17 protein-coding genes and 1 tRNA gene are annotated in these 23615 nt (G+C 50.8%); 9 read left to right on the top strand and 9 right to left on the bottom strand.

The window, feature by feature from the left end; all coding sequences use genetic code 11:
• The first annotated feature begins 336 nt into the window (after positions 1–336).
• Genes EHT87_RS16150 through EHT87_RS16135 form a run of 4 tightly spaced genes read left to right on the top strand, consistent with a single transcriptional unit; the run spans position 337 to position 7579 of the window.
• Positions 337–4695, top strand: coding sequence for a phage tail tape measure protein (locus tag EHT87_RS16150; protein WP_185716245.1), 4359 nt, complete (start codon positions 337–339; stop codon positions 4693–4695).
• Complete coding sequence (locus EHT87_RS16145) at positions 4695–6104, top strand: hypothetical protein (RefSeq protein ID WP_124907686.1); 1410 nt, start codon at positions 4695–4697, stop codon at positions 6102–6104. The genes EHT87_RS16150 and EHT87_RS16145 overlap by 1 nt, the downstream gene beginning before the upstream one ends.
• Before the next feature lie 54 nt (positions 6105–6158).
• Positions 6159–6839: a hypothetical protein gene (locus tag EHT87_RS16140; RefSeq protein WP_124907685.1), complete on the top strand. Its 681-nt coding sequence runs from the start codon at positions 6159–6161 to the stop codon at positions 6837–6839.
• 2 nt (positions 6840–6841) lie between these two features.
• Complete coding sequence (locus EHT87_RS16135; RefSeq protein WP_148096033.1) at positions 6842–7579, top strand: OmpA family protein; 738 nt, start codon at positions 6842–6844, stop codon at positions 7577–7579.
• A 259-nt stretch (positions 7580–7838) separates the two neighbouring features.
• On the opposite strand, the gene EHT87_RS16130 is transcribed toward EHT87_RS16135, so the two are convergent.
• The 5 genes from EHT87_RS16130 to rpoN form a co-directional block, all read right to left on the bottom strand.
• Complete coding sequence (locus EHT87_RS16130) at positions 7839–9113, bottom strand: site-specific integrase (protein ID WP_124907683.1); 1275 nt, start codon at positions 9111–9113, stop codon at positions 7839–7841.
• A gap of 106 nt (positions 9114–9219) precedes the next feature.
• Positions 9220–9293: transfer RNA gene (locus EHT87_RS16125), tRNA-Arg, on the bottom strand.
• A gap of 73 nt (positions 9294–9366) precedes the next feature.
• Positions 9367–10161 (bottom strand): enoyl-CoA hydratase/isomerase family protein, encoded by a 795-nt coding sequence (locus EHT87_RS16120; protein WP_124907682.1) that lies wholly within the window; start codon positions 10159–10161, stop codon positions 9367–9369.
• Between the two features lie 28 nt (positions 10162–10189).
• Positions 10190–10879 (bottom strand): hypothetical protein, encoded by a 690-nt coding sequence (locus tag EHT87_RS16115; RefSeq protein ID WP_229321126.1) that lies wholly within the window; start codon positions 10877–10879, stop codon positions 10190–10192.
• 73 nt (positions 10880–10952) lie between these two features.
• On the bottom strand, positions 10953–12407 hold the full coding sequence (rpoN, locus tag EHT87_RS16110) for an RNA polymerase factor sigma-54 (protein ID WP_124907681.1): 1455 nt from the start codon (positions 12405–12407) through the stop codon (positions 10953–10955).
• Between the two features lie 255 nt (positions 12408–12662).
• Here rpoN and asnS point away from each other — a divergent pair, with 255 nt between their 5' ends.
• Positions 12663–14117 carry an asparagine--tRNA ligase gene (gene asnS, locus EHT87_RS16105; protein ID WP_124907680.1) on the top strand — a complete coding sequence of 485 codons (1455 nt, stop codon included), beginning with the start codon at positions 12663–12665 and terminating at the stop codon, positions 14115–14117.
• Between the two features lie 40 nt (positions 14118–14157).
• Here asnS and EHT87_RS16100 read toward each other — a convergent pair whose 3' ends face one another.
• Both EHT87_RS16100 and EHT87_RS16095 read right to left on the bottom strand, forming a co-directional pair.
• On the bottom strand, positions 14158–14712 hold the full coding sequence (locus EHT87_RS16100) for a hypothetical protein (RefSeq protein WP_124907679.1): 555 nt from the start codon (positions 14710–14712) through the stop codon (positions 14158–14160).
• Positions 14713–14889: 177 nt separating this feature from the next.
• The gene (locus EHT87_RS16095; protein WP_124907678.1) at positions 14890–15345 is read right to left on the bottom strand and encodes a hypothetical protein; all 456 of its coding nucleotides are present in this window, start codon (positions 15343–15345) and stop codon (positions 14890–14892) included.
• A 218-nt stretch (positions 15346–15563) separates the two neighbouring features.
• Between EHT87_RS16095 and EHT87_RS16090 the strand changes: the two genes are divergently transcribed.
• Positions 15564–16727 (top strand): cytochrome-c peroxidase, encoded by a 1164-nt coding sequence (locus tag EHT87_RS16090; protein WP_229321124.1) that lies wholly within the window; start codon positions 15564–15566, stop codon positions 16725–16727.
• A 6-nt stretch (positions 16728–16733) separates the two neighbouring features.
• Here the strand turns inward: EHT87_RS16090 and EHT87_RS16085 are convergent, their stop codons facing one another.
• Together EHT87_RS16085 and EHT87_RS31325 are read right to left on the bottom strand one after the other, a co-directional pair.
• Positions 16734–18647 carry a S9 family peptidase gene (locus tag EHT87_RS16085; RefSeq protein ID WP_124907676.1) on the bottom strand — a complete coding sequence of 638 codons (1914 nt, stop codon included), beginning with the start codon at positions 18645–18647 and terminating at the stop codon, positions 16734–16736.
• Positions 18571–18996: a hypothetical protein gene (locus EHT87_RS31325; protein WP_185716244.1), complete on the bottom strand. Its 426-nt coding sequence runs from the start codon at positions 18994–18996 to the stop codon at positions 18571–18573. Before EHT87_RS31325 ends, EHT87_RS16085 begins: the two co-directional genes overlap by 77 nt.
• Here EHT87_RS31325 and EHT87_RS16080 point away from each other — a divergent pair.
• The 3 genes from EHT87_RS16080 (at position 18942) to EHT87_RS16070 (ending at position 23615) form a co-directional block, all read left to right on the top strand.
• Positions 18942–20204 carry a carboxypeptidase-like regulatory domain-containing protein gene (locus EHT87_RS16080; protein WP_124907675.1) on the top strand — a complete coding sequence of 421 codons (1263 nt, stop codon included), beginning with the start codon at positions 18942–18944 and terminating at the stop codon, positions 20202–20204. The two genes, EHT87_RS31325 and EHT87_RS16080, sit on opposite strands and share 55 nt — an antisense overlap.
• Positions 20205–20252: 48 nt before the next feature.
• Complete coding sequence (gene recQ, locus EHT87_RS16075) at positions 20253–22385, top strand: DNA helicase RecQ (RefSeq protein WP_124907674.1); 2133 nt, start codon at positions 20253–20255, stop codon at positions 22383–22385.
• Positions 22386–22532: 147 nt separating this feature from the next.
• Complete coding sequence (locus EHT87_RS16070; protein WP_124907673.1) at positions 22533–23615, top strand: lytic transglycosylase domain-containing protein; 1083 nt, start codon at positions 22533–22535, stop codon at positions 23613–23615.

Raw genomic sequence — 23615 nt, 5'->3', positions numbered from 1 at the left:
CGCGTATTATTTAGATGTAGTAAGTATAAGGGATCTACTACTAGCGTTCGTTTACAGCAAAGCTGAAACAGAATGGAAGATCAATTTTTCGCAATTGTCACAGCAGTTTTTGTCTGTCCCGTATACCTCCTTGGATTGGCAAATCGTTTAATTTGTTCGAAGCCCTTGTTTTAAAAACGACCGAATTTCCTTTGGGCAACTTTAAAAACTTGGTGGATCGGTTACATTTCGAGCAAACCAACTGGACGGAAATGTCTAAAAAATAGTGGGTTTTTATGTCCTATGGTAAGAAAATGCTTTCGGCGAAGTTCGTCGGAAGCATTTTTTTTGATAGCCATGAACGACTTTGAAGTAAGTAGAATCAAGCTGCTGATCGATGGGGATGAAGGCGACGCCACCCTGAAAGAACTTCAGAAATCAGCCGCCGAAGTGAACAAAGAAATTAGGCGGATGAAGGAAGCGGGCGAAGAAGGAACCGACGCCTGGAAAGAAATGAAAGTCCTTCAGGCCGAGCTAAAAGCCGAGATTAAAGAGTTTACCAGCGCCATCGATCTTTCGGATGCGTCCATGCGGGAATTAACCGCCCGAAGTCGCCAGTTGAACGCGGAACTGAAGGATCTGAAAGTGGGATCCGATGCCTGGATCGACAAAATGAAAGAGGTCGATGGGGTGGATAACCGGATCCGCCAGGTGGGCCAGGAAATGGACGCTCTCCGGACCCACCTGGATAAAACACCTTCGTCGCTGGATCGCATCAAAGAAGGGTTTGCCAGTACGTTCGCGGCCTTCAGTCTGGAAAACATCATCGAGGAAGTGATCAGTTTCGGGAAAGAATCCGTGACGGCAGCCGCCCAAATGTCGGATGCAATGGCTGATATTGAAAAGTCCACGAACATGACCAGCCAGGAAGTGGAAGGACTGGTAGAAGAGATCGGCAAAATCAACACCCGGACGGCGGTGGCCGATCTGACCGATATTGCCAAAGTGGCGGGCCAGTTAGGGATCGCTAAAGAGGACGTTTTAGGGTTTGTCGAATCGGTCGATAAAGCGGTGATCGCCCTGGGGGATGAGTTTACGGGCGGGGCGGAAGAAGTGGCCAGTTCGATCGGTACGCTTCAGAAGCTGTTTAAAGAAACGAAGGATCTCCAGGCGGGCGTGGCCATCAATCAAATCGGATCCGCCCTGAACGCCCTGGGCGCGGCCGGTTCGGCCACGGCTCCGGTGGTGGCCGACTTCACGGCCCGCATGGGTCAACTGGGCAATTTAAGTCCGCAAATATCCCAGACGATGGGGCTGGGCGCGGCCCTTCAGGAATTGGGGCTATCGGCTGAAATTGCGGCCGGTGGGGTCTCTAACATTCTGCTGACGGCGGCCAAAGATACCGGGGCGTTTGCCAAACAGTTGGGCATTACGGAAGTCGAAATGAAGAACCTCATCAACACGGATCCCAATAAATTCCTGCTGGATTTGGCCACTAGTTTGAAGGGGGTTCCGGCCGATGAAGTGGCGAAACGGCTTTCGGATTTGGGGATCAAATCGCAGGAAGCCACAAAAGTCATGTCGTTGCTGAAGGATCAAACCAAGCTGGTGACGGATAATCAAAAGCTTTCGATGGTCGAAATGCAGAAGGCCACCAGCATGACCGATGAAGCCACCAAGAAAAACACCAATGCGGCCGCCGAACTGGCAAAAATGGGCAAAGAGGTAAAAGGCCTATCGGTGGATTTCGGCCAGGCGTTGATTCCGGTGGTGCTGGCGGGCGGAACGGCGCTGTTAACCTTTGTCAATACGATTCGGGCGGCTCCGGCTTTTATCAATGATAACAAGGTGGCCTTCGGGGCACTGACAGTGGCCCTGATTACCTTCAACGCCCAGGCGATTGTAACGGAAGCAAACGCGCTTCGGATTGCAGCCGCCAAAAAAATCCAGACTATCGCCACGGCTTCCGTAACAACGGCACAAACGGCGCTGAACGTGGTAATGGAAATGAACCCGATCGGTTTGGTGATTACCGCCGTGGCGCTGCTGGTGGCGGGGTTTGCCTTGCTGTACAATAATATCCAACCGCTTCGGGCGGGCATTGCGGGCGTCTGGGAAGCCCTGAAAACCGGTCTTCAGCTGGTAAGTGATTTCGGTTCGGCGCTGAAAAATCTGGACTTTGCCGGGGCGGCTAAAATCTGGAGTGGTGGCGGGGCCAAAATCGCCGAAGCCTACGGAAAAGGCTATTCGGAGAAGATCAAATCCGAACAAGCCCTGATCGAAGCGGATCACCAAAGCCATGTGGATAAAAAGGTGGCCACCAGCAAAACCGGGGGCGAACTGTCGGCGAAGGATGCGGCCCTGGCCAATAAGGGCGGCCTGGCCACGATGACGACGGATAACGCGGGCTATTTGTCGAACGATCAGAAGCTTCGCCAGGAGCACGAAAAACAGCAAGCCGAAGCGAAGAAAAAAGCCAACCAGGATGCAATCGACGCCACCACGAAAGCCAACATCGCGGCCATCGCCGACGAACAAACCCGGAAAATTGCCCAACTGAAATTTGAACTGGATCAGGAAAAACAGAAGATCCAGGAAAGCGTGGCGGATCGAAAGCTGAAAGTGGCCCAGTATGAAGCCGCCGATAAAGCGTATGAAACCGGGAAGGCGGCTATCGAAAAAGAGTACCGGGATAAAAAGACGAAAGAAGATCAGGACGCGGCCGATGCTCAGAAAAAACTGCTGATCAGCATGATCACCGATGAGCACGAACGGAAGCTGGAAGAATTACGGTTTCAGGCCGCCCAGGCAAAGGCGGAAGTGGAACGAACCATCTCGGACGATAAGCGCAAAGCCGATGCCCTGGATCTGATCAATAAAAAACTTTCCTCGGATATCCAGCTGGAGAACGACGCCCAGCGCCAGAAGGAAACCCAGAAGAATCAGGAAAAACGGGAAAAAGAATTGGCGGGCGAACGCCAGTTGTTTGATGCCCAATTCCAGGCCGCCGTGGCCAATGCGGATCTGAATCTATCGTTGGCCAAGAATAACGCCCAGGCTATATACGATGCAAAGCTGGATCGGCTGACGGCGGAGTACAACTACAACAAGCAAAAACTGGCCAGCGAAGCGGCCGAAGAAAAGGAGAAAAATAAAGAACTGATCGCCGATAAGGATCGGCGGGCGGTGGCCGACAAGGCGATCGATGACCGGCTGAAAGCGGAACTGAAATCGAACGATATCCGGTATGAATCGGAAAAGACGGCGCTGGCGGCCGAGAAAACCGCCCAACGCCTGGAGAACCAGAAACAGTTCTTTTCGGCGGTGGATGGGCTGATGAAAGGCGACTTTTCGGGCTTTCTAAACATCCTGAATCTGAAGCTATCGAACGAAGAAGCGAAGAACCAGAAAGCCCTTCAGGACTTCACCCAGAAAGGCCAGGAAACGCTTCAGGTAGCGGGCCAGGTGATCGGGGTCATGCAACAACTGAATCAGAAGTACCTGGATAGCCAGGTGGCCAAAATCACCAAAGAAAAAAACACCCAGATTACCGCCTGGAAAGATCAGTATGATAAGGGTGTGATCAGTAAGGATCAGTACGACGAAAAAGTACTGGAACTAACGAAGGAATCGGACGCCAAAATCAAGGAAGAAAAGCTGAAAGCTTGGAAACGGGAACAGGCCTTGAACATTACGATGGCGATCGTCAACGGGGCGCAAGCGGCCCTGAAATCGCTGGGAACAATGGGCTGGCCGTTGGGACTGATCGGAGTGGCCGGGGCGGCTGTGGCCACGGCGGTCCAGGTGGCCATGATCAAAAAGCAATCGCCACCCACGTTTGAGAAAGGGGGCAAAATTGGCGCTGGGTACTTCAAAAATGCCGGGGTGCTTCAGGGTGGGCGCCACGGTTCGCGGCCCGGTGAAGGCGGTATTTCGATGATTGATCGGGCAACCGGCCTGGAAGTGGCCGAAGCGGAAGGGGGTGAACCGTTTATGGTTCTTTCCAGGGAAACGCGCAAGAATAACGGCCCGATGATCGATCTGCTGTTGCATTCGAGTATGCACAAAAACGGGGCGAAGATCTTCCAGGATGGCGGCACCTACGGCGATTATGTGCCGAAAGCGCCCGGCTGGAGAAAGTACGCCGATGGTGGCATTTCCTACAATGCCAATGATTTTCTATCCGACGGCGGTGGCGGTGGAAGTGATTCGGGCGCTAATTACGGATCTTCGGGGGATGGATCAGCGGGCGCGGAATCGGCAGCGGCCAGCCTGGACGCCACCAATGAAGAGATTGCTAAAAGCCAGGAAATGATGGAAGCCATCGCCGACAATACCGAAGCGATGGTTTTGGGCATGACGGAACTTCAGGAATTTTTCGCGGGCAAATTTGCGACGACGCTGGCGGCCCAAAATGAGCAGGCCCAAAAGATGATCCAGGGGGAATTATTGCTGATGCGTCAGGTAATGGGGTACAATCATTCGTTGCTGATGAGCCAGATCGAAGCCCAGCTGGAGCAACTGATCAAAGCCGAGCAAAGCGGGAACGCCTTTCTGGCGTTGACTATCCGGACGAAGCTGGATCATTTGGCCGGTCTGGAAAACCAGGGGAACGACTACCTGGCCCGGATTGCGGCCAAAGATCTTTCTGTACAAACGTTTGTAAACGTGTTCAATAACATTTCCGTGGTGGCCGGTGCCAGCAACTTAAAATAATGTTCGATATCCGAATCGAAGGCTATTCGGTGGATCTGAATCCGGCCAGCCAGATCACCCTGGAAAAGTATAATCCGATCCTGGACTTCGCCACGGTGCAAGGGGCCAGGGTCAACACCTTTACGCTTCCGGATACGCCCTTAAATCGCCGGGTGCTGGGTTATTTTTATGATCCGCAAGCGGGTTATACCAACCGTCGGTATTTCTGTGAAAAGTACGTCGATAGCCAGGTGATCGAATCGGGATATGTGAAAATCCAGGAGTCGGCCGAAGCGGGAACGACGTTGTTTTTTACGCAAAACCTGGGCGAAATCTTCGGCGATCTGCAAGGGCTGGCTCTGTCGGAAATTCCTTTCGCTTCGCTGGCTCTGCCTGGTGCTCCAATGGCGGCCGCGAATCACCTGGCCGATGCGTACTGTTTTCCATCGATCGAAAATCCGGGGTTTTACGGGAACCAGGCTTTTACTGGCGTCATGAACAGTTACAATTCGGGAACGTCCAGCTATGCCGCCGAAGCCAGGGTTCCCCACTTCTTTCTTCGGTGGGTGCTGGCGCAATTTGGATTAAAAACCGGCTGGCGCTTCCAGGGCGTTTTTCTGGATGATCCGGATCTGGCGCGGCTGATCCTGGCGAATCTGTATTCGTTGGATGGCGCTTCGGCGATCTTTCCCGCCAATCATCTTCCGGATCTGACTGGTGGCGGTCTGCTGATCGAGCTTCGGAAGCTGTTTAATCTGTATCTGGATTTCGACGTTCGGCGGAAGGTGGCCGATATCGGTTTTGTGGATGACATTCTGGCGGCTCCCTGTTTGCTGGACTGGACTTCAAAAGCGGATCCTGGCCACACGAAAACGCCCGAAACCGTAAACCGCTTAGAATTAGGGTATGAACTCGATTCAAATGATGCGCTGATGAAGCCGATCCCGCCATCGATGGATAAGTATATCACGCCCGAAACGGTGGCCAACGAAGGCGGTTCGGTGCTACCGATTCGATCCCGTTTATCGACCTACCTGAAAAACCCGGTTTCGGGCCTGGCCATGACCAGCCAGCCAGGGATCAGCCCAAACAATAAGGATAGCCAGAACAAAGGCAATCCAAAGATCCTGTTCTGGAATGGCATAGTAAGCGGCAAGCCCAGAGCGACCCATACCTGCGGAACGCGAAGCCTGATCTGGAACGGATCGAATAACCTGGTGAATGCCGGATATGGAAGATTTGAAGCGTTTAAGGAATCGACCTTCCGGGTAAATAAGGTGGTGAATTTGACGCCCGCCGATCTGGCCACCTTCAGCTTCCGGAACAAAGTCCACATCAAGGGGGTGAACTACCTGGTGGGGTCGATGAAAGTGGCGCTGATGAAGGATCAGAAAGTAATACCGGCCGAACTGGAATTGTGGCGGGTATAATTTTTTTCTACATTGTGGTTAGATCGATTTTCTTTCCTAACACGCTAAACTCTTATGACAAGCACAGAGCAAATTTTAGTTTTTATTGCTGCTTCATTTGTAGGCAGTAGTCTATTCGTTTTTTTTCTTTTTATATTTTTAAATAAAAGGATAACTACATATTTTAAGAAAATAGAGACCCAATTACTAAGCTCAGTTGAGGAGCAGGTAAAGGTCTCTGAAGAAACTTATAGGGCCATTGGTAAATTAAGAGATGAGCAAGACAAGGCTTTCACATACTTTGATGAAAATCAGAGGGAATTTATTAAGTCATTAGAAAGGAATACCTATCTTGAAGGGCATACAAATAGAGCTTTTGGTTCTTTGTTTTACAGCCCTTATCATACAGACGGCCTGTACTTAGAAATCTATAATTATATATATATATTGGAGACCAAACATGATATTTTTTTGAGTGAACCCGCTAAACAAATGCTTATATTGCCACTTTTAGAATACAATATTAATATTGGAAGCAATGTAGATAATTCTGTCGGATTGAATTCTAACCCTAATAGTAGAGATTGGCGTGAATCACTAGAGATGATTATCGAAAACGTAAAAGATGAACCAGCAGAATTTGACAGGAATAGAATTAAGCAAAGGCGGAATGTAAGATCCTCGATTTCAGTAATTAAGGCGTTTTCTGACAAGTTTTGTAACATTCCACCATTTTGTGGAGAAAAGAGAAAATAAAAATGGCAGATAATCCAAAAAATGAAGCTTGTAAAACTTACTTAGAACAAACAAAATTATTAGTCACATTAGCCTCAGCATTTATTCTCGCTCCATCAATATTTTTTGAAAAATTTAACTTTTTTGATGGACTTACTATTTATTATGAATTATGCTTTGTCCTTTCAGTTCTTTTTGGCTATGTGGTTTTTGGGACAATTACTGGCACACAGCATAAGGGCGAATTTAACGTTTATAATAGAGGTACGATGTGGTTCTCAAGAGGTCAATTTTTTTTATTTATTTTGGGAATAGTGTTGTTAATGTTTAGCTTTAACAAACTAAAAAAAACTTCTCCAATTCATTCGAAAAATCATGAAAAAGTAAGACGTCTTAAATCATATAAAAGTAACAGTGTGCATGTTTTAAATAATATTTTCTTTGATCCATCTAATTGGAAGTTAAGGCCTGAGTCATATTTCGAACTTTCGAAGCTTGCAGATACATTAAGAAAATATCCAATGATTCATGTGTCAATCCAAGCTCATACTGATAATTTGGGATCAAATAAATCAAATCTTGCTTTAAGTGAAAAAAGAGCAACCTCGGTTGTTTTGTACTTAATATCTAAGGGTGTTCCTACATACCAATTATCTTCAAAAGGGTTTGGTGAAAATGTGCCTATAGTCGCAAATAATACGTATGAAGGCAGACAATTAAATAGACGAATAGAGTTTAAGATACTTAAATCTGATCTTTAGTAGTTTTAAGGTTTAATTAATCTCTCCCTTAATATTCTAGTTGCTATAATGAATTGTCATTTAATCATAACACTTGGCCACAAGGAACTCAGACGCAAATGAGAACTAATGTAATTTTAACTTAGAGCTTGATTTGAAAAAAGATGGCCCGTAAAACAGGCCATCTTTGGGCATTCATCCTTTAATTGGTAAAGCTTTAAAGGTAGAGTTCTCAATATGAAAACCCCTCTAACTACCGATAAAACGGTGATTCTTTATATTAAGCGGTATTTTTCAGGTCATCGTCGGGTTTTCTGAAGAGTTTGTCAAACACGTTAATCTTCTCCTTTCTTCTCTTTTCACTCAGGTGTACATACTTCATCGTCGTTTGGATGTCGGCATGGCCCATGTACTCTTTCAATGTGACTACATCGCCACCCAATTCGATAAATAGGGTTCCAAAGGTATGCCGGGCTGTGTGGGTGGTTATTTTGAAATCCACGTCGGCGGCCTGGCCAATTTTATCCAGCAATCGATTGGTATAGGGTTCTGAGTACGTGGCAAATAGGCGGCCTAATGACGTGGTGATTAATATCTTCGCCATCGGGTGCAGTGGGATCCGGATCACCTTGTGATACCGCATGGTCTTCTTCGGCATGATCACCAGCCAGTCCCCTTTAATATTGTCGTGGTTTACCGTTTTGGCGTCTGAGATTCGAAGGCCGGTAAAACAGCTAAAGAGGAAATGGCGCAAAACCGAAACCCAACTTTCCGGCGTAGAAGTATTATTGAAAAGCGCAATTAAAGACTGAAGCTGTTCTTCGGCCAATACGTTCGGGGTTGTTTCCGGATGGGCCACCTTGACAACTTTGAACGGATCATCGAATACGTTGCCAGCCGCCAGCGCCCGCTTCACATACGTCCGGACGTTTTTCATGTGGTTTTCGACAGTGCCGGGAACATTACCACGTTCCGCCTTCATCCAGGCCCGGAAGTTCTCAAGTAATTTGGGCGTAAGGGCATTGAATGGAAGTTGCAGATCTTCGCCTTCAGCTTCCGGCTCAGGAGTCGTTTTGGTGGTCTTTTTGGCCTTGTCGTGTTCAAACTTATAAAATGCCTTCAAACTGTTCAGGCTGGCCATGTGGCCCTTCCTACTGCCCAATTCGATCTTCTTCCGTTTGTAGCGTTCATGTGCATCATTGACGGCAAACGTGAAAAAGTCTTTTCGGGAAGTGAAGCTGTTGTAATCTTTCAGGAGTTGCCCAATGGTGAGCGTTTTTCCGGCCAGCCGATATTCTTTGAAGATTTCATTCACTTTCCCGATTTCCGTATCAATCATCAATTGATAGTCTGAAAAATCTTTGTCGGCTTTTCCCCTGGGAAGGATTTTTCCTTTGACTTTATCGAAAAATTTGGGTGGCCAGCCCAGTTTCAGGGCAATTCTTTCATTCTGGCCGTCAACGCTGACGTAGATGTAAAGCGCTGAAGTACCGTCTTTCTTCACATAGTCATCCTTAATAATGACCTTTTTGGAGTAGTTCTGTGTCGAAACCATTCGGACGAGATTAGGAAAAAAATGGCGTGGAAAAAGTATTAGGAGCCGGATTAGGAAACGAAAAACGCCCTATACGATGCGTATAGGGCGTTTTTAGCTTGGTTCGTGCACTCGTAGGGATTCGAACCCCAAACCTCCTGATCCGTAGTCAGGTGCTCTATCCAATTGAGCTACGAATGCGTTTTCCCGTGTTGGGACTGCAAAAGTAAGAGAAAAAAGATAAGATTCAAAAAGCCAGCCGGAAATTTATGAGTCATTGCCCCGTAAAAATGGGTTTTCGCTTCGTCAAAAATGCCATGATTCCCTCGGCCGCGTCGCGCGATTGCCCCAGTTGATTCTGATACTGAGCCTCTTGCTCCAGTTGTCGCTCCAGATCAGTATAAACCGACTGGTTCAGGGCTAATTTCATTAAGCCAATGGCTTGGGTGGGGGCGGTTGCGTAATAACCGACGGCTTCGGCCACAGCCGCATCCAGATCCGTCGCCGGAACCGAACGCGTCACGAGTCCCAATTGGGCCGCTTCCGGGCCGTATACCCGCCGACCCGTACTGCACAACTCAAACGCCTTCTGTGAACCCACCAGCCGGGGCAGAAAGAACGTCGAGCCGGCATCGGGCATCAAACCAATGCCGACAAACAGCAGCGACAGATACGCTTCGTCGGCGGCAATGACCACGTCGCAAGCCAGCGCCAGCGAACATCCGGCTCCGGCTGCCACGCCATTGAGACGGCAAACCACCGGTTTTGGTAGAGTACGGATGGCCCGAACCATCGGATGATACGTCGTTCGCAGCAAGTCACCCATCGAAAAACCGCCTTCGTTCTGAAGCTGGCCGGCGGCTTCCTTTAAATCGGCTCCGGAGCAGAACGCCTGGTTGCCCGCACCGGTCAGCACCACCACCCGCACGGTTTCATCCGCTCCGGCGGCTTCCATTGCGCTCGTGATCTCCTGGATCAACGCCGGATTCAGCGCGTTGTGAACGTGCGGCCGGTTGAGCGTGATGCGGCAAATACCGTCCGAAACAGAAAATAGGAGGTGGTTATACATGTTTTTACGGGTTTCGGTATACGGTTTTTCAAACCAGCCAGATCACCGTCGTCAGACTTACCACGAGTCCCAACCCCATGCCCGCGGCAATTTGAGAGGGGGTGTGGGCGTTCAGATGCAAGCGCGCACTGGCCAGCAACCCCGCCAGAGCGATCATCGCCAGTAGAGGATACAGCAACGTGGTTTCGCCGGATTTGATTGCGATACCGAGCAGAGCACCCACCATTCCACTGATTCCGACGCTGTGGGCGCTGATTTTCCAGAACAGACTGATGAGGCCAACCAGGGTTACCGACACGGTAATGCTGCCCAGAACGATACCGATTTCGGGGGCCATGTCGGAGAGCTCGGGCAATCGGAATGTGAACAGCAGCGTCGTGGTCGTATACAGCAGCGCCGTCATGAAATATGGTATCCGGCGGTCCTGCAACGCATTCATGTGCAGGCTACGGACGTAGCCCGTGCGGTATAAAAAATAAATCAGGAAAGCCGGAACAAAGAAGGTACTGATGCAAATCAGCATGAGCAGGCTCAGTTTAAAGGCCGTTCCGAACGTGCTGACACCCAGCGCGCCCGGTGCTCCAAACAACAGAATGCTGAATAAAATCGTGGGCATCAACAGCGGATGAAAAACCGCCGACAAAGCACGGGCAAGCTTGGTATTCACACTTTCGGTTTTCGGTTTCTGATCTTCGGTCAGCCGTTGCTCATCAATCATTCAACAAAATTAACAAAGCTTGGCGATTTGAGCGCATCGACTGCCTAAAACCGTACACTGAAAACCGAAAACGTTACAATTGCTTCCGCAACCGGGCCACCGGAATATTCAATTGCTCCCGGTATTTGGCAACCGTTCGCCGGGCAATGTTGTAACCGCGTTCGTTGAGCATCTTTTCGAGTTTATCATCCGAAAGCGGGTTTCCCTTGGGTTCGTGGTCGATAAATTCTTTCAGAATATTCTTCACTTCGCGGCTGCTGACGTCCTCACCCGAATCGGTTGCAATGCCCTCGGAGAAAAAGTATTTGAGCGGATAAATACCAAATTCGGTCTGCACGGCTTTGCTGTTGGCCACCCGCGAAACGGTCGAAACGTCCATGTCGATCATGTTGGCGATGTCCTTCAGAATCATGGGCCGAAGCTTGGTTTCATCGCCTTCCAGGAAAAAATCATACTGAAACCGCACGATAGCGTTCATCGTTTTCAGCAGCGTGGCCTGGCGTTGCTTGATGGCGTCGATAAACCACTTGGCCGCGTCCAGTTTCTGTTTGACGAATGAGACGGTTTCTTTCAGCGAGCGGTTATTTTTGTCGCTTTTTTCGTACGTGTCGAGCATCTCGGCAAACGACCGGCTGATGCGCAGCTCGGGCGCATTGCGTGAATTGAGCGTGAGCTCTATTTTTCCGCCGTTGTTGGTCAGAATAAAATCCGGAATCAGGTACTGCACGGCGCTGTCTTCGCCCTCCACCGAACCCGGTTTCGGATTCAGTTTCGTGATGATCTGGATGACCTTTTTAAGCTGCTCTTCGCTGATATTCAGTCGCTTCTGGATCTTGTCGTAATGTTTTTTGGAAAACTCCTCGAAGAGATCTTCAATGATTCGGATGGCGAGCGGCACGGCGGGATCGCCCGAGTCTTTCCGGTGTAGTTGCAGTAACAAACATTCCTGCAACGACCGGGCGGCAATGCCGGGCGGATCGAACGTTTGAATCCGTTTCAGAACCGTTTCCAACTCGTTGGTATCCGTGAAAATGCTGTGCGAAAAGGCCAGATCGTTCACGATAGCCTGCATCGAACGCCGGATGTACCCGTCATTCTCAATACTGCCAATAAGCTGCATTCCAATGACTTCCTGCCGCTCATCGAGGTTCAGATACCCAAATTGCTGCATGAGCATATCAGTCAGCGTAGAACGGTTTGCCACCGGCATTTCACGGTCTTCTTCCGTGTAATTACCGTCGCCCTGCATTTTGTAACCGTTGTAGTCGTCTTCGTTCAGATAACTCCCCAAATCGACGTCGTCATTCCGCTCCTTATAGTCGTCGTCATACTCATCCGAAAACGGATCGTCGTTGTTGGTTTCTTCAAATTCCGTATCCGGTCCCTCTTCCAGGGCGGGGTTAATTTCCAGTTCTTCTTCAACGCGTGTCTCCAGTTCGGCCGTCGGAATTTGCAACAGTTTAATAAACTGAATCTGTTGCGGAGACAGCTTTTGTTGAAGAGATTGGGTAAGGCTGAGTCTTTGCATAATCACATACTATATTCGCAGGCCACAATTCCTGACTCGGGTACTAATGGTCGCGCCTATCAAATTCCAGACCAATTTTAAAAAAAAATGTTTTATGTCCTACTTCATTTTGCAGATGCGAATCTAACGGGTTGGTGGATAAGATATTAAGTAGTTAATTTCCTAGTAAGCGGATTTTTCACTTCGCAAGAAACCGCTTCATATTTCACCGAATGACGTAACTTTACAGCTGTCTTTCACTTATTACTTTTCAGAATGAGTCTTCTCCCTGTCAAACAATTACTCGCGTCTGAAACGACCGGCCATACCATCACCGTCAAAGGGTGGGTTCGTACGAAGCGCGAAAGTAAAAATGCCATTTTTATTGCCATTAACGACGGTTCGACCATCCATAACCTGCAGGCCGTTGCCGAACCGGGTCAGTTTAGTGAAGAAACCATCCGGTTAGTAACCACGGGCGCGTGTGTGGCCGTGACCGGAACGCTGGTAGAATCGATGGGCTCGGGTCAGAAAGTGGAAGTAAAAGCAACGGACATTCATATTTACGGACCCGCCGATCCGGACAAATTTCCGCTGCAACCCAAGAAACACTCGATGGAGTTTCTGCGGGAAATTGCCCACCTGCGCCCCCGAACCAATACCTTTGCCGCCGTTCTCCGCATTCGGCACGCGCTGGCTTTTGCCGTACATAACTACTTCAACGACAACGGGTTCTTCTACCTCCATACGCCCATCATCACGGCTTCGGATGCCGAAGGGGCGGGCGAAATGTTCCGGGTAACCACCTTGGACCTCAACAAATTACCACGAACGGACGAAGGCGATATCGATTACAAACAGGACTTTTTTGGCCGCGAAACCAACCTGACGGTTTCCGGCCAGCTGGAGGGCGAACTGGGCGCGCTGGCTTTGTCGAAAATCTACACCTTCGGGCCAACGTTCCGCGCCGAAAACTCCAACACCACGCGCCACCTGGCCGAGTTCTGGATGATTGAGCCGGAAATGGCTTTCTACGAACTGGAAGACAACATGAATCTGGCCGAAGACTTTGTGAAATACGTCATCGGATACGCCCTGACGCATTGCGCCGACGATCTGGCCTTCCTGGAAAACCGCCTGATCGACGAGGAAAAATCAAAACCGCAGGCCGAACGCAGCCCCATGCCGTTGCTCGAAAAGCTGTCGTTTGTGCTCAACAACAATTTTCAACGCCTGACCTACACCGAAGCGATCGACATCCTGCTGCAATCGAAACCGCACAAGGAAAAGAAGTTCCAGTATCCCGTGGGTTGGGGAATCGACCTGCAATCCGAACACGAACGGTTTCTGGTTGAGAAGCACTTTAAAAAACCGGTTATTCTGACCAATTATCCCCGCGAAATCAAATCTTTCTACATGAAACAGGATGACGTGGACGAAAGCGCGCCGGGCCCAACGGTACGCGCCATGGACGTTCTGTTTCCCGGTATCGGCGAAATTATCGGCGGTTCGCAACGGGAAGACAATTACGAAAAACTGCTGGCGCGCGTGGAAGAGGTCGGTATCGATCCGGCATCCATCTGGTGGTTCCTCGAAACCCGCCAGTTTGGCTCCGCACCGCACTCGGGCTTTGGCCTTGGCTTCGAGCGGCTGGTCTTGTTCGTTACCGGCATGGGCAACATCCGGGATGTAATTCCGTTCCCAAGAACACCCAAAAGCGCCGAATTTTGATAGGAGAGCGGGAAGACAGGCCCATTTGTCTTCCCGCTCCTCATTTAATGCTGCTCAAATACCGCTTGTTGCCAGCTTTGGTAATGTAGTATTTTCCACCGCGCGGGCCGGTATAAACCGTTTCGCCACCGGGCCCTTTCTGACTCTTATCAATGGCCGCTTTGTAATCCGCGGGTTCGGCCTTTACTTCTTTTTCGGCTTTCTCCTTCTTGTCTTTTTTGCCGGGTTTTCCGTTCAGTTCGTCTTTTTCCGATGCCTTTTTGGCTTTTTTCTCGGCTTTGGCCGCAGCTTTTTCTTCATCGGTCATGGCGGCTTTTTTAGCTTTTTTCTCCGCCTTGGCTGCGGCTTTTTCGTCGTCCGTCATAGCCGCCTTCTTCGCTTTTTTCTCTGCCTTGGCCGCGGCTTTTTCTTCATCGGTCATGGCCGCTTTTTTGGCTTTTTTCTCGGCTTTGGCTGCGGCTTTTTCCGCATCGGTCTTGTCTTTTTTCTGGTCCGATTTTTCTTTTTTGACCTTTTCCCGGGCCGCCTGCGCCAGCGTATCGAGGGTAGTTGTCAGACATAGAAACACTACCAGCCCTGCTAAGATTCGTTTCATCGTTTGTTATGATTGGTTGCAATTATTGCTTGTCGAACGAAATGTAAGGGATTATTTCAGGTCTACAAAATTTAGATAGGAACACGGATTCAGCGGATGGAACGGATTTACGCCGATCAAAACAGATTTTTATTAATCCGTGCAAATCCGTTCCATCCGCTGAATCCGTGTTCCTATCTATTTGCTGCTCAAATACCGCTTGTTGCCAGCTTTGGTAATGTAGTATTTTCCACCGCGCGGACCAGCATAAACCGTTTCGCCACCGGGTCCTTTCTGGCTCTTGTCAACGGCGGCTTTGTAATCTGCCGGAACGGCCTTTACTTCTTTTTCAACCTTTGCGGTTTCCGTCTTAACGGTTTTGTCGGTTTTACTTTTGAAGGTACCATCGGCATTGCGCTCAACTTTGGTGGCTGTTTTTTCGGCTTTTTTGAACGTGCCATCCGGGTTACGACTGGTCGTAATTTTTTCGGTTTTGACCTCCTTCATGGCGGCTTTGTTGTCCGGATTGTCAGCGGCTTTTTGGGCAGATTTCGTTTCCTTCCGGGCCGCTTTATTTTCACTGGCGGTCTGAGCCCACGCCGTCACCAGTGCCAGATTGAAAAGAAAACAGAGCAGAATCAGTGACTTTTTCATAGCGATGTAAAGTGATTAAAGGGTGAATGGTAGACCAATGAGCTGGTAAATTATTGTTTTTTCAATATTAAATAAGGAAATTCCCGAGAATTTAAGGTCATTTTAATAAAACTCCGGCCCGATCCTAGTAAATACGAAGGAGTAACTACTTTAACATTTGTTTGTTAACTCTTGTGCGTTTGGGTGAAATGCGTTTTGGTGGATGGTTTTCTTTACCGGTGCTGAGTGTCATTCTGCTGGCTTTGGTGTCGTGCGGAAAGGAGGAGGCATCGCAGGCAAAAAAGGAAAAGCGCATCTCCGAATCGATTGCGGTTTTGGGAGCGTTGCCGGAATCCGTCGTTGATCCGCCGGACAATCCGACGAGCGCGAAAAAAGTTGAACTGGGGCGGTATCTGTTCTATGATCCGGTTTTATCAGGCAATCGGGATGTGGCCTGTGCCACTTGCCACCAGCCGGATTTTAACTACGCCGAATTCCTGGAAACCTCCATTGGCGTCAACGGGACCGGCCATGACAGCAAACGGCAATTCCGAACGCCCAACACCATTCCGTTTGTCAAACGAAACTCGCAGTCTGTCCTCAATACCGCCTTTAACGGAATCCAAAACCACGTCGACTATGATCCTGTCAGGGCTCCCATGTTCTGGGATTTGCGGGCGAAAAGTCTGGAAGAACAGGCTCTGATTCCCATTCAGAGCCTGGAGGAGATGCGGGGAGAGGCCTATTCGGAAGAAACGATTTTGACTGAAATCATCACCCGGATTCGTAAAATCCCCGAATACCAGGCGCTGTTTTCGGCCGCTTTTACGGGCGAGACGAACCCCATTCAGGCCAAAAACCTGGCGAAAGCAATTGCTGCCTACGAACGGACGCTGGTTGCCAACAACTCCCGGTTTGATCAGTACATGCGGGGTGACAGCAACGCGCTTTCCGTGAGCGAAAAAGACGGCCTGAATCTGTTTCTGCGAACGGGCTGCGCCAAATGCCACCAGGGCCCGATGTTGTCCGATTTTAAACTCCACACACTGGGCGTTCCGGATACCCAAAACCGGAAAGAATCGGATGCGGGCATCAACAACAACTACGCGTTCCGGACGCCTACCCTGCGCAATCTGCGTTACACGGCACCTTATATGCACAGCGGGAAATTCGTCACGCTGGATCAGGTTTTGCTATTTTATGAGGACGTTGCGGGTGGAAAAGTGGAAAACCCGCACGTAACCGCCCACCAGATCGATCCGCTGGCCCGGAAAATGGACGTCAATTTCCGGGATATTTCCAGCATCATTGAATTCATCAACACCCTCAACGACGATTCGTTTGACAAAACCGTGCCGACCCGCGTCCCCAGCGGGCTGAAAGTGAAAGGAAATATGGACTGAGCGGTTTTAATTCAGGGTTTCTTTCAGCCACGAAAAGAACTCCCGCTGCCAGACCAGCGCATTTTGGGCACTCAGCACCCAGTGGTTTTCGTCGGGTAAATAGAGTAATTTGCTCTTGATGCCCCGCAGCTGGGCCACCTGAAACGCCTGCAAACCCTGCTCGATGGGAACGCGGTAGTCCCGCCCGCCCTGAATGATGAAGATGGGCGTATCCCATTTATCCACGAAGTTGCTCGGCGACTGGCTGTAGGTCCGCTGGGCGGCTGCGTTCTTTTTGTCCCAATAAGGGCCACCCAAATCCCAATTGACAAAAAACAGTTCCTCCGTGGTGCCGTACATGCTCTTGAAATCAAAGACGCCGTCGTGCGAAATGAACGTTTTAAACCGCTTGTTGTGAACACCCGCCAGCGCAAAGACCGAATACCCGCCAAAACTCGGTCCCACGCATCCCCGCCGGTTTTTGTCTACATACGGTTCTTTGGAAACGTCGTCGATGGCACTCAGGTAATCCTGAATCACCTGCCCGCCCCAGTCCTTGCTCACCTGCTCGTTCCACTGGGTGCCGTGGCCCGGCATGCCCCGGCGGTTTGGCGCCACAACGATGTAGCCCTGAGACGCCATCAACTGAAAATTCCAGCGGTATGAATACATCTGCGTTAACGGCGATTGCGGCCCGCCCTGGCAATACAACAGCGTCGGATATTTTTTGGACGCATCGAAACCGGGTGGATAAATCACCCAGACCAACATCTTTTTGTTGTCGGTCGTGGTCACAAACCGGCGTTCGGTTTTGCAGATTCCGGTGGTTTTCAACACCGCATCGTTTACGTGTGTCAGTTGCCGCATCGAGCCGTTGGTCAGATCGACCGTGTAGAGTTCGGTCGGATGATTCATGTCGGTTCGGGAAACGATCAGGGTGTTGCCCGACTGTCCGACAATACCGGTGATGTCGAAATCGCCTTTGGTGATCTGCGTGATGATCGGCATCATTTTCGTGAGGCCCGGATACGTCACTTTAAAGAGTTGAATCGTGCCATCGATGGGCGCGTGAAAAAAAAGTGACGTGCCATCCTGGCTCCATTTAAAACCGGCCACGTGAATATCGTCCCGCTGCTGGGTCAGGTTCAGTTTAGTGACGCCATTGGAAACGATGAGGTCCTGTTTGTCCGCTTCATAACCGTCCCGCTTCATTTGCAGCCAGGCCAGTTGACCTTTCGCATTAAACTCCGGATTGACGTCGTAGCCTTTGTTTTCTTCCGTTAAATTCCGGGTCTTTCCCGTCGTGATGTCGTATTCATACAAATCCGTGTTCGTACTGACCGCATACGCCGTTCCGGTTTTTTTCTTGGTTACATAAACTATGTGCTTGCCGTCGGGATGCCAGATGTAATCCTCGTCGCCCCCGAACGGTTTTTGCGGGCAATCAAACTTTTCGCCCGGCATAATGTCTTTGGCCGTTCCGGCTTTGCCGTTGGTCAGCGGAGCCACAAAAACGTGATCGAACTGGCCGTCTTCCCACGTATCCCAATGGCGGTAATTCAGCGAGGTGTAGACGTACGCGTTTGATTTCTTGAGGTCCGGGTATTTATCGATGCCGGTTACCTCTTCCAGTTTGACGGCATCACTGCTAAGGATGTGTTTGCCATCTGACGAGATTTTCGAATTCACCAGCAAGGTGTCGGCGTTGGGAATTTCCACCGGATTTCCCCCCGTCAGCGGCATTTTGTACGTTTTTCGAGTGCTCTTGTTTTCTGCCGCATCGGGTGTGCTGACCGAATAGATAACAAACTGCTTGTCTTTAGAAAGGCCCACACCCGACACCCGGCCCCATTTCCAGAGCTGTTCAGGCGTGAGCGGAGTTTGTGCCTGCGTTGCCAGCGATAGCAGCAAAAAGCCGCTCATCAATCCAATTTTGTTCATGAGATTCGCGAAGTAAGAAGAAGTCTTTCGCCTTCAAACATACGGATAATCCGCGATTTTCGGACGGTTCATCGTCGGCGGCTTTCAGGACGTGGGCAATCGGGTTTGTAACCGAATTACCGCGGAGTGAACGCATCAAAACTATGGCAGCGCTTTTGTATAGGCAATCAAAAACAACTCCTATGTTTACAGTCAATTTCATGGGATAAACGGGCTGAATTTTGTATTTTTGAAAACGGAACCCGGTTTGTTCCGGCCCCATGAGCCGGGTTTTGAGTTCTTTCTTTTGGTTGAATGAAACGATTTTTGAGGGTCTGCTTTTTCGTTCTGGTCGGGATAACGGGTTCATGGGCACAAGGTTACCAGCAAGTCAGGGGCCAGGTTGTCGATAAAATGACTGGAAAGCCGGTTGGGTTTGCCTATGTCAGTGTCCGGGAAAAAGCCTGGGGAACGCGGGTCAATGAAGATGGTCATTTTTTGTTGAAATACCCCGGAATTGACTCCCAAAAAGAACTGGTTATTTCGGCAGCCGGGTATCAGAATGCGCTGGTGGCTTTGAAAAACCGGCAGCCGGTCGATTCCGTTTCGGTTGGTCTGGAACCCGTTGCCAGGACAGAAACGGCAGCGGTATTTCGGAAGCAGACCGATGCGCGATTGCTGGTTTTTTCGGCATTCAAATCGATTCCTGCCAATTTTCAGGCGTCGCCGACGGTATTGACCGGTTTCTACCGCGAGACGCTTTCGACCGACACGGCCTGTTGGACGGTTCGGGAAGCCATCCTGAAGGTGGAAAAACTGCCCGACCTGCAAACGGAGCTGCCGGAAAAAGTAAAACTCGTGACAGGGCGGCAGTGGGTGCAGGATCCGTTGCCCAAAACGCTGGAAGGCTACGCGTTTCCGAACGGGGCTGCTATCGTGACGCGAAGCATGAATCTGGGCCCGCCGGATTATCTGGAAGGAGATCACCTGAACGATTACGACTTCCGGCTCGATTCGGTCCTGACCGGCTGTGACAACCGCCCGGCATACCGGCTGACGTTTGAGCCAGTGGCCGGTCGGCGGGTGCGGGCGGCCCGAAAAGGCGAGATCCTGATCGATACCGCCAGCCGGGCCATCGTTCGGATTGCGTATGACTTCACGTCCGAAGCCGCCGGTGAGGTGTTAAAAACCAGTCTGAAATCGGTATTTGATAACCTGGCTGGTCGATCAAAAAAGGAAGTGAAGCGCGTTTCCAGCCAGAGCAACTACCGCCAGTTGAACGGCAAGTGGTTTTTGCAGGACTCGCAACTGGTTTTGGAGACCCGGTTTACCTATGCCACCAATGGGCAGATGACGGCCGTTATTCGCCTACATTTCGGCACCAGTGAATACGCCAAATCCAACGGGCAGGCCGTGAAAGCAACCGAGGTGTTGGTGACCACCGAAAACCTGCCGAAGCAGCGTGGCGGGTTTGACGACCGCTTTTGGGGTAATTTTAACACCATTTTGCCCACGAAAGCGGAACGATTGGTTTTGCCCCCGTCATCTAAAGACAGGGCGCGCCACCAACCGGACTAAGTAGCGACCTCCGCTTTAGGAGTGGGGTGTCGGTAAACAAGAAAACCAATGAACGAAACAGAAATACTGCAACCGGTTGATTTTCTGAAGCAATATTACGGGTATGACCGGTTTCGGCCCATGCAGGAAACCGTCGTCCGGACCTTGCTGGAGGGCCGCGATTCGCTCGTGCTGATGCCGACGGGTGGGGGCAAGTCCGTATGCTTTCAGATTCCGGCGCTGATGAAACCGGGGGTTTGCATCGTGGTGTCGCCCCTGATTGCGTTGATGAAAGATCAGGTGGAAGCCCTGTTACTGAACGGTATTCCGGCGGCTTTTCTGAACAGCACGCAGGGAAATCGCGAACAGCGGGAAATTGAGCAGGACTGCCAGTCCGGCAAGTTGAAACTGCTGTATGTCTCGCCCGAAAAAATGTTGTCGGAATCGTTTTTTGTATTTCTGAAAACCTTGCAAATCAGCCTGTTTGCGGTCGACGAAGCCCACTGTATCTCGTCGTGGGGCCACGATTTCCGCCCGGAATACACGCAACTGGCCATGCTGAAAACGCATTTTCCCCATGTGCCGGTGGCTGCACTGACGGCCACCGCCGATAAATTAACCCGTCAGGATATTATCAACCAGCTGCATCTGAACGATCCGGCGGTTTTTGTGGCGTCGTTCAATCGTCCGAACCTGAGTCTGAAAGTGTTGCCCGGTCTCAAACGGATTCAGCAAATCGAGCGGTTTCTGGCTTTACAGCCCGACAATTCCGGCATTATCTACTGCCAAAGCCGCAAATCGACGGAAAGTCTGGCGGCCAAACTTCAGGAAAAAGGATACCGGGCCGGATATTACCACGCCGGTATGAGCGCCGAAAGCCGGTCGCAGGCGCAGGAAGAGTTCGTGCGCGACGACATTCGCATCATCTGCGCCACGATTGCGTTTGGGATGGGCATCGACAAATCCAACGTTCGCTGGGTGATTCATTACAACATGCCCAAAAATCTGGAGAGCTTTTACCAGGAAATCGGCCGGGCCGGGCGCGACGGCTCGGCGGCCGATACGGTTCTGTTCTACAGCTTTGCCGACGTGGCGAGCTGGAAAGATATGCTGTCCGAAAATGCCCCGGCGAATCTGGGGCTGCAAATGGCGAAGCTGGAGCGAATCCAGCACTATGCCGAAGCGCATTCGTGTCGGCGGCAGATTTTGCTGAGTTATTTTTCGGAAGAATTGACGGAACCCTGCGGCAACTGCGACGTTTGCCAGAGTCCGCGGGTGATGTTCGACGGTACGGTGCTGGCCCAGAAAGCCCTCTCGGCGATTATCCGGCTGAAGGAACAGGTGCCGGTCAATACGCTGATCGACGTCCTGCGTGGTTCGCGCAACCAGACGGTCATGCAGAACAACTACCACCTGATTAAAACCTACGGTGCCGGAAGCGACCTGAAGTTTGACGAATGGCGAAGTTACATCCAGCAACTCATCAACATCGGCGTGATTGAAATTGCGTATGACGACCACTACGCCCTGCGACGCGGGATTCTGGCGGATGCGGTTTTGTTTCAGGACCGGAAAATTCAACTGATCAAACCCGAAGACGCGGCCCAGCTCAAAGCCGAACAGAAGCCAAAAACCAAAACCGAAGTGGTTCGCGACGATCTGTTCGAACGGTTACGGGTGTTGCGGAAACAACTCGCCGACGAGCAGAACGTGCCGCCGTATGTGGTATTTACCGATTCGACGCTGGAAGAAATGGCCCGGCTGCGGCCCACCACACCCGAAGCGTTCCGAAACGTCAGCGGGGTGGGGGACCGGAAGCTGCACTTGTTCGGAAAACGGTTCATGGAAGTCATCGCCGGATTCCTCACCGGACAGGCCCGCGAAGGCACGCAGTTGAAGGGCGCCACGCATCTGTTGACCTACGAACTTTACCAGCGTGGCATGACCGTTGACGAAATGGCGGAGGAACGAAAACTCTCGTCATCGACCATCGCCATGCACCTGATTTACCTTTCGGGAAATGGGTATGATGTTGATTTGGCCGCTCTGGTCGACACCGCCGAACGGCTTGACATTGAGCGGGCAATTGCCCGGGTTGGCGTTGAAAATAACGCGTTGAAGCCGGTCTATGACGCCCTTCAGGGGCGGTATGACTACACCAAAATCAGGATCGTTGCGGCCCTGCTGGGACGGATTCTCTGAGTAATCTATGGCCTAAGTAGAAAGTCCGTTTAGTAATTTTAACAGGATGGAAATTTGGTAAAGTCCAGAAAATCAACTAGCTTCGTAGAATTGACATTTTATTAATCCGTGACCGTCGTGTTGACGTAAACAACAACTAAGTCTGTTTTGATAAAAGAAGCGAGTATTTTTCTAATTCTGTCGACCCTAAAACCGATCGGTTTAGCGACAGCCAAAGACGTCCACTCAAGAGAGTTTACGTCCCATTCCAACGGCACCGTCAGCGTGATGTTGCCCGGAACTGAAACCATCCAAAGTTTACAGCCGGTCCAATTTTGCGGGGAATTTGTCCCCCTTAGACAATCCAATGTTACCCGTCGCTGGGTAACTGTTTTATTGCAGCAATCCCGGCACCGGGATTATCTGATCCGGCTTCGGAAACGGGCAGTTAAATTTTTTCCGGTTATCGAACCGATTCTGGCAAAGTACCAGATTCCCAGGGATTTCAAGTATTTGCCCCTGGTCGAAAGCGACCTGACCGGAACCAGCACATCACCCAAAGGAGCCGGTGGCTACTGGCAGTTGATGCCCCAAACGGCCCGCGATTTTGGCCTGATCGTCAGATCCGGCCTGGACGAGCGCCGGGACTTGCAAAAATCGACAATGGCCGCCTGCCGGTACCTGCGCGAATTGCACCATGAGCTGGGCTCGTGGACGTTGGTGGCCGCAGCCTACAACAGCGGTGTGACCCACGTCCAGAACCGCATCGACCAGCAGGGCATCCGGAGTTATTACAACCTGCGGCTCCACCGCGAAACCAGCACGTATCTGTACCGGGTTCTGGCCTACAAGGAGCTGTTGACCCGTCCAAGAATGTACAGCGATATGTTGTCGCCGGGGCTGCTGGCTGACCTGACCCGGCCTTTACCGGGCGAGCGGTTCCAGCCGGGCGTGATGCCGTTTGTGCATTCATCCGGACAGCCGGGTCTGGAACCGGAACCAACCTGGGGACCCCGCAGCCGCAATTTGCTGGAAGAAACACTGGCGCAGATTGCCGGAGATTCGGAAGATTCCGGTGCGGCTTCTGACGCCGGTTCGACATCGATGACGGCTTCGCCCGCCCAAACGCCGATGGCCATGACTGCCTTGCTCGGATTGCGGGTGCTGCGGTTCCGCCGGACGCGGCTCTGGCAGGTTTTTCTGGCTGCCAAACGCAAAATTCAACCCCTGTTCGACTGGGATTGGGTGTGA

Source organism: Larkinella knui, assembly GCF_003858645.1.
Lineage (GTDB): Bacteria > Bacteroidota > Bacteroidia > Cytophagales > Spirosomataceae > Larkinella > Larkinella knui.
Note: the sequence above shows the minus strand (reverse complement) of the source record. Positions and strands in the feature narration are given on the sequence as shown.

Excerpts from the sequence above, each read along its gene's own strand:
- EHT87_RS16150 (WP_185716245.1), top strand. The coding sequence starts at position 337 with ATGAACGACTTTGAAGTAAGTAGAATCAAGCTGCTGATCGATGGGGAT.
- EHT87_RS16145 (WP_124907686.1), top strand. The coding sequence starts at position 4,695 with ATGTTCGATATCCGAATCGAAGGCTATTCGGTGGATCTGAATCCGGCC.
- EHT87_RS16140 (WP_124907685.1), top strand. The coding sequence starts at position 6,159 with ATGACAAGCACAGAGCAAATTTTAGTTTTTATTGCTGCTTCATTTGTA.
- EHT87_RS16135 (WP_148096033.1), top strand. The coding sequence starts at position 6,842 with ATGGCAGATAATCCAAAAAATGAAGCTTGTAAAACTTACTTAGAACAA.
- EHT87_RS16130 (WP_124907683.1), bottom strand. The coding sequence starts at position 9,113 with ATGGTTTCGACACAGAACTACTCCAAAAAGGTCATTATTAAGGATGAC.
- EHT87_RS16120 (WP_124907682.1), bottom strand. The coding sequence starts at position 10,161 with ATGTATAACCACCTCCTATTTTCTGTTTCGGACGGTATTTGCCGCATC.
- EHT87_RS16115 (WP_229321126.1), bottom strand. The coding sequence starts at position 10,879 with ATGATTGATGAGCAACGGCTGACCGAAGATCAGAAACCGAAAACCGAA.
- rpoN (WP_124907681.1), bottom strand. The coding sequence starts at position 12,407 with ATGCAAAGACTCAGCCTTACCCAATCTCTTCAACAAAAGCTGTCTCCG.
- asnS (WP_124907680.1), top strand. The coding sequence starts at position 12,663 with ATGAGTCTTCTCCCTGTCAAACAATTACTCGCGTCTGAAACGACCGGC.
- EHT87_RS16100 (WP_124907679.1), bottom strand. The coding sequence starts at position 14,712 with ATGAAACGAATCTTAGCAGGGCTGGTAGTGTTTCTATGTCTGACAACT.
- EHT87_RS16095 (WP_124907678.1), bottom strand. The coding sequence starts at position 15,345 with ATGAAAAAGTCACTGATTCTGCTCTGTTTTCTTTTCAATCTGGCACTG.
- EHT87_RS16085 (WP_124907676.1), bottom strand. The coding sequence starts at position 18,647 with ATGAACAAAATTGGATTGATGAGCGGCTTTTTGCTGCTATCGCTGGCA.
- EHT87_RS16080 (WP_124907675.1), top strand. The coding sequence starts at position 18,942 with ATGAAACGATTTTTGAGGGTCTGCTTTTTCGTTCTGGTCGGGATAACG.
- EHT87_RS31325 (WP_185716244.1), bottom strand. The coding sequence starts at position 18,996 with ATGAACCCGTTATCCCGACCAGAACGAAAAAGCAGACCCTCAAAAATC.
- recQ (WP_124907674.1), top strand. The coding sequence starts at position 20,253 with ATGAACGAAACAGAAATACTGCAACCGGTTGATTTTCTGAAGCAATAT.